Annotated in this window: 12 protein-coding genes and 1 riboswitch; of the genes, 2 read left to right on the top strand and 10 right to left on the bottom strand. The window is 32.8% G+C overall.

What is annotated here, in order from left to right; genetic code table 11:
• The 9 genes from asnS to J7M77_RS03885 form a co-directional block, all read right to left on the bottom strand.
• Window positions 1-1,276, bottom strand: a 1,276-nt coding sequence (gene asnS / locus J7M77_RS03925; RefSeq protein ID WP_296876203.1) for an asparagine--tRNA ligase, incomplete at its 3' end; no start/stop codon positions are given.
• Window positions 1,277-1,328: 52 nt separating this feature from the next.
• The gene (locus J7M77_RS03920; RefSeq protein ID WP_296876201.1) at window positions 1,329-1,958 is read right to left on the bottom strand and encodes a redox-sensing transcriptional repressor Rex; all 630 of its coding nucleotides are present in this window, start codon (window positions 1,956-1,958) and stop codon (window positions 1,329-1,331) included.
• Window positions 1,951-2,985, bottom strand: coding sequence for a tRNA (adenosine(37)-N6)-threonylcarbamoyltransferase complex transferase subunit TsaD (gene tsaD / locus J7M77_RS03915; RefSeq protein WP_296876199.1), 1,035 nt, complete (start codon window positions 2,983-2,985; stop codon window positions 1,951-1,953). Before tsaD ends, J7M77_RS03920 begins: the two co-directional genes overlap by 8 nt.
• Window positions 2,976-3,431 (bottom strand): ribosomal protein S18-alanine N-acetyltransferase, encoded by a 456-nt coding sequence (gene rimI / locus J7M77_RS03910; RefSeq protein WP_296876198.1) that lies wholly within the window; start codon window positions 3,429-3,431, stop codon window positions 2,976-2,978. The genes tsaD and rimI overlap by 10 nt, the downstream gene beginning before the upstream one ends.
• Entirely contained in the window at window positions 3,425-4,027 is a 603-nt protein-coding gene (tsaB, locus tag J7M77_RS03905; protein WP_296876197.1) for a tRNA (adenosine(37)-N6)-threonylcarbamoyltransferase complex dimerization subunit type 1 TsaB, read from the bottom strand. Before tsaB ends, rimI begins: the two co-directional genes overlap by 7 nt.
• Window positions 4,024-4,473, bottom strand: coding sequence for a tRNA (adenosine(37)-N6)-threonylcarbamoyltransferase complex ATPase subunit type 1 TsaE (gene tsaE, locus J7M77_RS03900; protein WP_296876196.1), 450 nt, complete (start codon window positions 4,471-4,473; stop codon window positions 4,024-4,026). The genes tsaB and tsaE overlap by 4 nt, the downstream gene beginning before the upstream one ends.
• Before the next feature lie 9 nt (window positions 4,474-4,482).
• The gene (locus J7M77_RS03895; protein WP_296876195.1) at window positions 4,483-5,016 is read right to left on the bottom strand and encodes a DUF402 domain-containing protein; all 534 of its coding nucleotides are present in this window, start codon (window positions 5,014-5,016) and stop codon (window positions 4,483-4,485) included.
• A 106-nt stretch (window positions 5,017-5,122) separates the two neighbouring features.
• Window positions 5,123-5,650, bottom strand: a complete 528-nt coding sequence (locus J7M77_RS03890; protein ID WP_296876194.1) for an ECF transporter S component — start codon at window positions 5,648-5,650, stop codon at window positions 5,123-5,125.
• 73 nt (window positions 5,651-5,723) lie between these two features.
• Window positions 5,724-5,824: riboswitch (TPP riboswitch) on the bottom strand.
• Between the two features lie 46 nt (window positions 5,825-5,870).
• Window positions 5,871-6,461 carry a recombinase family protein gene (locus tag J7M77_RS03885; protein WP_296876193.1) on the bottom strand — a complete coding sequence of 197 codons (591 nt, stop codon included), beginning with the start codon at window positions 6,459-6,461 and terminating at the stop codon, window positions 5,871-5,873.
• Window positions 6,462-6,591: 130 nt separating this feature from the next.
• Between J7M77_RS03885 and J7M77_RS03880 the strand changes: the two genes are divergently transcribed.
• Window positions 6,592-7,782 (top strand): acetate/propionate family kinase, encoded by a 1,191-nt coding sequence (locus J7M77_RS03880; protein WP_296876192.1) that lies wholly within the window; start codon window positions 6,592-6,594, stop codon window positions 7,780-7,782.
• 141 nt (window positions 7,783-7,923) lie between these two features.
• Here the strand turns inward: J7M77_RS03880 and J7M77_RS03875 are convergent, their stop codons facing one another.
• Window positions 7,924-8,442: a hypothetical protein gene (locus J7M77_RS03875; RefSeq protein WP_296876191.1), complete on the bottom strand. Its 519-nt coding sequence runs from the start codon at window positions 8,440-8,442 to the stop codon at window positions 7,924-7,926.
• 435 nt (window positions 8,443-8,877) lie between these two features.
• Between J7M77_RS03875 and glmS the strand changes: the two genes are divergently transcribed.
• Window positions 8,878-10,695: a glutamine--fructose-6-phosphate transaminase (isomerizing) gene (gene glmS / locus J7M77_RS03870; protein ID WP_296876190.1), complete on the top strand. Its 1,818-nt coding sequence runs from the start codon at window positions 8,878-8,880 to the stop codon at window positions 10,693-10,695.
• Window positions 10,696-10,727 lie beyond the last annotated feature (32 nt).

The raw sequence follows: 10,727 nt of genomic DNA, 5'->3' as shown, positions 1-10,727 counted from the left end.
GTTTACATCCACCATAGCGACGTAAATCCATGTACCATTGTAAACCGTCTTTGCTCATTCCTTTTTCATCCATGATAGCTTCTAAAACATCATATCGTTCTTCACGCTGGCTGCCACCTACTAATTCTCCAATTCCTGGTACTAATAAATCGCAGGCTGCAACAGTCTTTTTATCATCATTTAAACGCATATAGAAAGCTTTAATTTCTTTTGGATAATCAGTTAAAAAAACTGGTCCTTGAACAACTTGTTCACAAATATAACGTTCATGTTCACTATTTAGATCCATACCCCAATGAACTTTGTTTTTAAATTTAACATCAGCTTTTTCTAAGATTTCAATTGCCTGAGTATAAGTCATGCGCTTAAATTCACTATTTTTAACTTTAGTGATTCGATTAATACAATCTTTATCGATCATTGAAGCAAAGAATTCCATTTCCGCTGGAGCATTATCTAAGACATATTCAATACAATATTTAACCATATCTTCGATTAGATCCATATTATCTTCCAAATCAGCAAAAGCAATTTCTGGTTCAATCATCCAGAATTCACTAGCATGACGTGAAGTATTTGAGTTTTCAGCTCTAAAAGCTGGTCCAAAAGTATAAACATCACGATATGCTAAAGCAAAAGCTTCAACATGTAATTGTCCCGTTACTGTCAAAAAGGCTTCTTTACCAAAGAAATCATCTTCAAAATTAGTATCGTCGATAGTTGTCGCTCTAAACATTTCACCAGCTCCTTCACCATCGTTGCTAGTGATGATTGGTGTATGGACATAAACAAATCCTTGTGATTGGAAAAATTCATGAATTGCCATTGAAAGAACACTTCTTAATCTAAAAATCGCATAAAAACTATTAGCCCGTGGTCTTAAATGCGGAATTTCGCGCATATATTCAAATGAATGACGTTTCTTTTGTAATGGATAGTCATTATCACAAGCTCCTTCAACTTCTACTTCAGTAGCTTCTACTTCAAAAGGCTGTTTTCCTTCTGGTGTCAATTTTAATTTACCGACAACCCGAATAGCACTACCTGTTGTTATTTTTTCAACTTCTTGATAATTATTTAATTTTTCTTCACTATAAACAATCTGTAGATTTTTAAAATATGTTCCATCATTTAAAGCAATAAAACCAAGTTTACCATTATTACGATTAGTTCTTACCCAGCCTTCAAGTTCAACATATTCATACCCCTCTAAATCCATAACCTGATTGCTTAAAAACATCTCATACAATTCTCTTACTGTAATAAATTCAAACATATTAATCCTCCTATTTTCACCATTATAATTTAATTTATCAATTAATCAAGTCTTATTGACGATGCGAATCCATTTTAATTACTAATTCCTGAATAGCAACGACAACATCAACCTGTTGTACTTCAACACCTGGAGATACGGTAAAATGAGTGTGCGTAAAATCAACTATTCCTTTTATACCTAATTTCATCAACCGGTCAACAGTAGACTGGACATTATCAGAAATCGCTAAAATAGCAATCTTACACCCTTTAGGAAAGTTCTTTTCTAAATCATCAATATGATGAATTTTAACCCCAAAGCGTTCTCCCTCTTTGTTTTTATCCTGGTCATAACCACAGACGATTTTACCAACTGTATATTGCCAGCGGTTATATTTTAAAATAGCACTGCCTAAATTGCCAACACCAATAATAATGATTGGCTCATCAAGACCTAATCCTAAAACTTCACTCAACCCATCGATCAAATGCTTAACATCATAACCTTTACCACGCTGACCAAAATTATTGGTTTTAGACAGATAAGTAAAATCCCGACGAATCGTAGTATCCTGAATACCGGTAAGTGATGACAGTTCACTTGAAAGACAATTTTCTTTACCTTCATGTTGCATTTTACGAAGGGCTTTTAAATAAATCGGATAGCGTGACATCGTTGCGTTAGAGATTTTTTTATCCATTTTTAACGACCTCACTAACCGATTCACTTTCTAAATCTAAATTAGGTTTAATTCCTAATGATAAGTCACTATATAAATTTAAATCATACATTTCTTTTGCCGCTAAAGCAATCATCATTGCATTATCAGTACAGCAGCTCATTGGCGGTAATAACAAAGCCACATCTTTTAGTTTAGCCACCTCTTCTTCCATTGCTTTACGTAACCCCCGATTAGCACTAACACCTCCAGCTAGCATAATCTGCTTTACCTGATATTCTTTTGCTGCTTTAATTGTTTTAGTAACTAATGAAGTAATTACCACATTTTGAAACGAAGCCGCCAGATCATTTTTTTCAATTGTTTCTTTACGCTGTTTAGCTTTATGATTCAAATTAATTACTGCCGACTTTAATCCACTAAAACTAAAATTATAACTGCCATCATCTAAAGGTACTGGTAAATTATAACTAGTATTTCCCATAGCTGCCATTTTATCCAATACCGGTCCTCCTGGATATGGTAAATCCAAGACCCGACCAACCTTATCATAAGCTTCACCAACAGCATCATCTAAAGTTTCACCAATAACTTCAAATTCAAATGGCGCTTTTAATAAAACTAGTTCCGTGTGTCCACCACTTACAACCAGACATAAGCTTGGATATTTAATATCCTGATTATAATTATTAGCATAAATATGACCAGCAATATGATGGACCCCGATCAAAGGTTTATGATAAGCAAGGGCAATAGTTTTAGCTGCCTGCAATCCAATATGTAATGAACCAACTAATCCTGGTCCTTTTGTAACTGCGACAGCATCGATATCATCAATCGTAATTGCTGCTTTCTTTAAAGTTTCTTTTAGTACTAGTGATACACATTCAACATGTTTACGACTGGCAATTTCAGGAACAACTCCACCATATAATGCATGAATATCAATTTGTGAAGCAATTACGCTCGCCAAAAAATCCCGCTTATCTTTTAAAACAGCCATCGCCATTTCATCACAACTGGATTCAATCGCTAAAATCAATGACATTTTTTCTCCTCCATTTCTTTTATCATTAAATAGGCATCTTCATGATTATCTTGATAATACCCTTTTCTAATCGCTACAGTTTTAAAACCACAGCTTTGATACAAATTAATTGCTTTATAATTAGACACCCGTACTTCTAAACTAATATTATCATAACCTAAATATCTAACAATTTCATCACATTTATCTAATAACGCTCGAGCAAAACCACGTCTTTGATATTTTTTCACAACGCCTAAAGTGGTAATTTGGCTTTGATCACCAAGATTCCACATTCCTAAGTATCCGGCAATCTCCTGATTTTCTTCAACAATTAAAATAGTCGAAAAAGCATTTTTTTCTAGTTCATAAATAAAATCTTCTTTTTGCCAAGGAGAACTAAATAAATCTTGTTCAATCGCTACGATTTGATCAACATCTTTAAGTTCCATTTTTCTAATTAACATATTTTTTTAGCCTCAACATCTTTTAAATATCGAGGAACTAAATTATCAACATCCTCTAAATATGCCACAGCCTTACTAGCCTGATAAATATTTTGACATAAGTCAACTTCCTCGCTATGATAGCCAACTAATTCACTATCGCCAACGATTTGATAATCTGGATAATTACTAATAAAATCCTGAAAATTATCGATCAGCATGATTCGATCATCAACAATGCTTTGATTATTTCGATACACTCCTACAAACACCTTATGACTACGAGCATCGATGACACTGACAACCTGTTTATCACCCGCTAATGCGTGAAGTGAAGAAACTGCTTTAATTTTTAAATTAGAAATAGCTGCTAATGTCTTCGCAATTGTTAAAGCCACACGGGCTCCGGTATAGGAACCAGGACCAATTGTAATTACTAGTTCATCGACTTTTAAAAGCTGCCAATTAGCTTGATTTAATAATTCTTGTAAACGAACAATGGCATCTTCCGACTGACGGCGATTACCTTCTTCCTGGTATTTAGCGATAGCCAAATCATCTTCATATAATCCAATGACTAAATATTTATTTGATGTATCCATTACAATTGTTTTCATCCAAGCGCCTCCAGTAATTGTTCATATTTATTTGTATCCGTAACAAAAATAAATTTTCGTTTATTTTCATCAATCTTTTTTATTTTTACTTCCAAACGTTCTTTTGGTAAAATATCATTAATAAATTCTGGCCATTCAACCACACAAACATCATCGCTATCAAAAATTTCTTCAAAACCAAGATCATTATCCTGACCTTGTAAACGGTAGGCATCAAAATGTGATAAATTTAAAGAACCATGATATTGCTTTAAAATTGTAAATGTAGGACTATTAATGATTCGTTTGATTTTTAATCCTTGACCGATTCCTTTAGTAAAAGTTGTTTTACCGGCACCAAGATCACCATCTAAAGTAAGCAGCATCCCCGCTTTTAAGTGTTCACCGATTTTTTTTCCTAATTCCAATGTCCCGTTTAAATCATCTACCATTATTTCTTTTTTCATCTTTTTCACCTATCCTTGCGTTAAATCTTCATACACATGATACCAATGTTTAGTAAACTCATCACTAAATGGTCCTTGCCGTTTACTTGCAAGATCAATCAATATCTGTAACTGCTTTTTTAATATTGCATCTAACTCACGTGAATATTTCATTTCTCTTGCATGTTGGCGGTATTCTTCTTCATCTAGAATTCGATAATTTCCATCAGGAAAAACTTTTAAATCCAAATCATAATCAATATATTTTAGGGCCTCACCATCATATAATGTTGGTGAAGCAATATTACAATAATAATAAACACCTGTTTTTCTAATCATACAAATTACATTATACCATTTTTTCTTTGGAAAATAACAGATGGCTGGCTCTCTTGTATGCCACATTCTGCCATCAGCTTCGGTTACTAAAGTACGATTATTTATTGCAATAAAATGATCATCATTTTCATCTAAGATAAATCCCTTTGACCAGCATCGATGTATTGTTCCATTATGCTTATAACAGTGTATTAACACTTTTTTTCCTACCAGAGAATCTGACATCATTTTCTACCTCGCTTTATAACGTTTCTATTATACACAAAATCTAACTTTTTTTAAAGTGAAAAACAAAACTAAAAAAGGTATCTTAGCGATACCTTGATCTTGATTAAATTTTAATAACGTTTTTTAAACGTGGATATAAAAGCATAAACAAAATAAAACATGCTACCATAGTTGCTATATTGTATGGCAAATTGTATGCCAGATTAGCCATTAACAGTGTGGCAAAAGCATAATAACCGGCAATTAAATGACAAATTGTTTTTAATACCATTACAATGATAATACCAATTGGAATATCAATTTGTTTTATTTTAATTAATGGTATCAAGGATACTAAACCAACGATTGCCATTGGTAAAAAATAATCAAAAATAACCGACAAAGCCCCATAAAAAGTTGCTAGTCCTAAAACGAAATGTAACCCAACACAAACAAGTGATACAACTAAACCATAAATTGGTCCCATCAAATAACTGCAAAGCATCAATGCTACTAGCGAAAAAGCAACATTACCGCCTTGAGGCATTTGTGGAGTAAATTGCGTTAGGTACTCTAAAACAATTTGTAAGGCTGCAAAAATCGCCATATACGTCATTGTTTTAGTAGTGATTTGAAATGTTTTGTTTTTCATCTTTGTTTTCCCCTTTCTATAAAAAAGAGCCAAACAAAATTAAAAAAGCTTTCTTACAAGCGTAAAAAAGCAGCTAATTAAAATTTTGCTCTCTCTACGCTGGCATTACCCAGTTCAGATGATAAGGGACAAGGTCAAGACCTTTCTCAGCATAATGCGCCCCTGGCTCGTATACTATTATAGTTTATTTAGTTAAAATTTCAAGAAAAATATCGAATATTTACTTACCATGGACCCATCTTAAAAAAGTATCCTGGGATACGCCGAGTTTTTTAGCTGCTTTACGGGAAGCTATTTCTTTGTTTTCCCATTTGTTTTTGATTGTTTCAAATTCATCCGGAATCGGAATTCGCGGTCTGCCAAAACGAACTCCGCGCTGATGAGCCGCTGCTATTCCTTCTTTTTGTCGTTTACGAATGTTTTCGCGTTCTGTTTGCGCAACATAAGATAAAATTTGTAATACTAAATCGGCAATAAACATGCCCGTTAAATTTTCTTTGGAATTACGAGTATCCAACAAAGGCATATCTAAAACAACGATGTTTGCCTGTTTTTCTTTGGTAATCAAGCGCCATTGTTCCAAGATTTCTTCATAATTACGACCTAAACGGTCAATTGATTTAATCACGATAACATCACCCTGCCGAACTTTTTTGATCATTTTTTGATACTGCGGCCGATTAAAATCTTTACCGCTAACTTTATCAATAAAAATATGTTTACTTGTCACCGGAAAAGCTTGCATGGCAATCAATTGTCGCTGTTCATTTTGTTCTTTAGTTGAAACTCTTACATAACCATAAGTTTTCATTACATTGATCCTCCTTTAATATTTAGATAAAATCATATAATAATGAATACAAAATTAATAAAGATACTAGTTTTATCTAGTAATTTAAGAAAATGATGTTATAATGACGATAGAATAAGGAGGCTTAAAAATGGCAAAAATTATTTCTGTAAACGCAGGGAGTTCGTCTTTAAAATTCCAATTATTTGAAATGGATGACGAATCAGTAATTACATCTGGTGTAATTGAACGAATCGGATTAGAAGATTCAATTTTTACGATTAAATATCAAGGAGAAAAAAGTGTAACAACACAACCAATTAAAGATCATAAAGTAGCTGTTCAACTTTTATTAGACACTTTAGTTAATAAAGGAATCGTAAAAGATTTAAATGAAATAAAAGGTGTAGGACATCGAGTTGTTCAAGGTGGTTCTTATTTTGATTCTTCAGTTGTGATTGATGATGATGTAGTAAATAAAATTGATGAATTAAAATCATTAGCACCTTTGCATAACCCAGCTCACTTAACTGGATATTATGCATTTAAAGAAGCTATTCCAGAAGCTGGAGCAGTTGCAGTATTTGATACTGCTTTCCATCAAACTTTAGAACCAAGATCTTATATCTATCCAATTCCATACAAATATTATACTGACTACAAAGTTCGTAAATATGGAGCGCATGGAACAAGTCATTATTATGTATCAAGACGGGCAATTGATTTATTAGGAAATCCTGAACATTCAAAAATTATCGTAGCTCATTTAGGAGCCGGTGGTTCTTTAACGGCTGTAAAAGATGGTAAATCAGTTAATACTTCAATGGGATTTACACCACTTGCCGGAATCATGATGGGTACTCGTAGTGGTGACGTAGATCCTTCTGTAATCGATTATTTAATTGAACAAGTTGGTATGGATATGCATCAAGTTATCAATATGCTTAATAAAGAATCAGGATTATTAGGTATTTCTGGAGTATCAAGTGACTTTAGAGATGTTCAAAATGCTGCTATGGAAGGTAATGAAAGAGCACAACTGGCAATCGATATTTTCTATCGTCGTGTAGTTGCTTATATCGGACGTTATTTCATTGCTTTAGGTGGTGTCGATGCTATCTGCTTTACGGCTGGTATTGGTGAAAACTCCGCTTTTGCCCGTAAAGGTATTTGTGATTTATTAAAAGATGCTTTAGGAATTGAATTAGACGAAGATGCCAATGTTAACGGTCAAGGTGAACGTTTAATTACTACTCCTAATTCCAAAGTTAAAATATTTGTTATCCCAACAAATGAAGAATTAGTTATCGCTCGTGATACTAAACGTTTATTAAACTTATAAAAAACATGTAGCAAAAAGCTACATGTTTTTTTATCACCAATTAAAATAGAAGTTATTAATTAAAGTAAATTGTTCATTTAGGAATAATCCTTGTAGATAAATATTTACAACTTATTTTTCTCATTTATCTAATCACACTTTTTATTTTAATAAATGTTCTTTTACATACTTAATTATTTCATCATGACTAGTTAAAACATCACAAAACGGTTTTCTTAAATCTAACCGTTGCATATCAACGCAGCGAATTTCACTTAACTGTAAGCGACTTTGAGTTTTTTTATTAGCCATGATAACATCTACATCCAATTCAAACTCCGGATTAGCCTTACCGCCTTTGATTGAAGTACAAGGAATGATCAGCATTTTATAGCCAAGATCTTTTAAAATATAACACCAGTGACCATCCATTAACTCTTTAGGAAAACCGCGACCAATATTAAAATAAGCCAGTTGATGAATTTGGGGACGCTTAGCTAAATGGTAATATGTATTATCGATATCCCGACCGCCTTCTTTAACAAGATGACAATAAAAGTATTCGAGCTGATTGGTTAAATGTTTTAATGAACAACTATACTTTTCAACATCGTAAATTCCCGTTTCTTCTAAATTTTCTAGTGATCTGCTTATTTCTAATAAATTTTCTTGAACACTCATAATTATTCCTCCTATTAACATATACTCCTCAACTTTAAAAATCACTTTTATTTTTTACGATTTTTTTTAATTTTATTCAAAAACAATTAAAATTACTGTTCTATTTTGAAAAAATAGCTAAAATCTTATAAAAAATTAATTTTTATTTTCAATCACACATTCATCTTAATTTACATATAATAAAATAGGTTGCATTTTATCTTTTATTTTTATATAATAGACACCAAGTTATTACGGAGATAGATTTAAACAGTTAGCGCCAGGACTAATCATGATTAGTTGACGAGGACTAGACTTATCGAAAGATTCGGCGGATGGTCTAGAGGTATGATACTACCTGAACAATGAACAAAAATAATGAGTGATCATTAAACAAATTCATTCGGTATCCTCCATAATAACAAATAAAAATTTAATATTTTGGAGGAATTTTTTATGTGTGGAATTACAGCATTCTCAGGTAAAGAAGAAGCTTTACCATTTTTACTACAAGGACTATCTAAGTTAGAGTATCGTGGATACGACTCTGCCGGAGTTACTTTAGTAGACCAGGATCAACTTTTTACAGTAAAAACTAAAGGAAGATTGCAAAATTTAGTTGATCGTTTAGACCATGACACTCCAGTTGGATATGTCGGAATTGGGCATACTCGCTGGGCAACTCATGGTGTTCCCTCAAACTTAAACTCTCATCCCCATACTAACAATGATAATACAATTGCGTTAGTTCATAATGGGATCATTGAAAACTATCGGGAGTTAAAGGAAGAATTATTAGCTAAAGGTTACCAGTTCCATAGTGAAACTGATAGTGAAGTTGTTGTTCATCTATTGGACTCATATTATCAGGGAGATTTGCTTGAAGCATTAAAAAAAGTAATTAAACGGATTGAAGGAAGCTATGCTTTATGTATTGTTTCAACTTTAGAACCTGATTGTGTCTATGTAACTAAAAAAGATAGTCCGATTGTTTTAGGAAACAATGACAGTGCCAGCTTTGGAGCTAGTGATATTCCAGCTTTATTGGACTATACTAAAGATGTTTATTTCATTGAAGACTATGAAATTGCTAAACTAAATAAAAATCAAATTACTTTCTATGATCAAGACGGTAATGAAATATCTAAAGAAAAAACGCATATTCCTTATGATAACGAAGCTGCTCAAAAAGGTGGTTATGATACTTTCATGTTGAAAGAAATTCATGAACAGCCATACGTTATTGGAGAAACATTAAGAGGACGCGTTGAAAATGAAGATCGCATTGTTTTACCTGAACTAGCTGCCTTAAAAGATCGTTTTGCTGCATTTAATAAAGCATATTTTGTCGCTTGTGGTACAGCTTATCATGCTTGTCTTTCAGGTGCCAATATTTTAGAAAGATTAACTGGGATCCCAACTTTTTCCCAGGCTGCATCTGAATTTAGATATGGTGATCCAATCATCGATGAAAAAACTTTATGTATTTTTGTTTCTCAATCAGGTGAAACTGCCGATACATTAGCAGCTCTTAGATTAGCTAAAGAAAAAGGATGTACGACCATCGCCATTGCAAACGTTTTAGGTTCAACTATTTCTCGTGAAGCCGAAGCAACAATTTACACTTGTGCCGGACCAGAAATCGCTGTTGCCAGCACCAAAGCTTATACAACTCAAGTAATTGTTTTATTATTACTAGCAATGTATGTTGCTCAGACTTTAGGTAAAGAAAATGATATCTATAAAGATATTATCAAAGGAATTGCCAAACTACCTAAACAGTTAGAAGAAATTTTAAAAGATGAACCATTATTTGAAAAATACGCTGGTTATTTAAAAGATTTACACGATGCTTATTTTATTGGTCGTAATTTAGATTATGCAACTGTTTTAGAAGGAGCTTTAAAACTAAAAGAAGTTTCCTATATTCACGCTGATGCCTATATTGCCGGTGAATTAAAACATGGACCAATTGCTTTAATTGAAGATGGCAGTGTTGTTATTGCCGTAGCAACCCAACCAAAAGTAGCCGCTAAAACAATTAGTAATATTCAAGAAACAATTGCCAGAGGAGCTAAAGTGATTTTATTTACTATTGCTGGTCAAGAAGTTGGAAATGTCAATGAAACATACTACATGCCTGATGTAAATCCTATTTTACAAGCAGTATTAGTAGCTATCCCATTACAATTAATTGCTTATTATGCAGCTAAATTAAAAGGTTGTGACGTTGATAAACCTCGTAACTTAGCTAAATCAGTTACTGTTGAATAAAAGATAACAAGAACCCGATTGGGTTCTTGTTT

This window comes from Thomasclavelia sp., assembly GCF_017889095.1.
GTDB lineage: Bacteria > Bacillota_I > Bacilli_A > Erysipelotrichales > Coprobacillaceae > Thomasclavelia.
This window is presented reverse-complemented; position numbering and strand designations above follow the sequence as displayed.

What these genes read in the sequence shown, in the direction of transcription:
- J7M77_RS03890 (WP_296876194.1), bottom strand. Translation starts at nt 5,650, where the DNA reads ATGAAAAACAAAACATTTCAAATCACTACTAAAACAATGACGTATATG.
- J7M77_RS03885 (WP_296876193.1), bottom strand. Translation starts at nt 6,461, where the DNA reads ATGAAAACTTATGGTTATGTAAGAGTTTCAACTAAAGAACAAAATGAA.
- J7M77_RS03895 (WP_296876195.1), bottom strand. Translation starts at nt 5,016, where the DNA reads ATGTCAGATTCTCTGGTAGGAAAAAAAGTGTTAATACACTGTTATAAG.
- glmS (WP_296876190.1), top strand. Translation starts at nt 8,878, where the DNA reads ATGTGTGGAATTACAGCATTCTCAGGTAAAGAAGAAGCTTTACCATTT.
- rimI (WP_296876198.1), bottom strand. Translation starts at nt 3,431, where the DNA reads ATGTTAATTAGAAAAATGGAACTTAAAGATGTTGATCAAATCGTAGCG.
- tsaE (WP_296876196.1), bottom strand. Translation starts at nt 4,473, where the DNA reads ATGAAAAAAGAAATAATGGTAGATGATTTAAACGGGACATTGGAATTA.
- J7M77_RS03875 (WP_296876191.1), bottom strand. Translation starts at nt 8,442, where the DNA reads ATGAGTGTTCAAGAAAATTTATTAGAAATAAGCAGATCACTAGAAAAT.
- tsaB (WP_296876197.1), bottom strand. Translation starts at nt 4,027, where the DNA reads ATGAAAACAATTGTAATGGATACATCAAATAAATATTTAGTCATTGGA.
- tsaD (WP_296876199.1), bottom strand. Translation starts at nt 2,985, where the DNA reads ATGTCATTGATTTTAGCGATTGAATCCAGTTGTGATGAAATGGCGATG.
- J7M77_RS03880 (WP_296876192.1), top strand. Translation starts at nt 6,592, where the DNA reads ATGGCAAAAATTATTTCTGTAAACGCAGGGAGTTCGTCTTTAAAATTC.
- J7M77_RS03920 (WP_296876201.1), bottom strand. Translation starts at nt 1,958, where the DNA reads ATGGATAAAAAAATCTCTAACGCAACGATGTCACGCTATCCGATTTAT.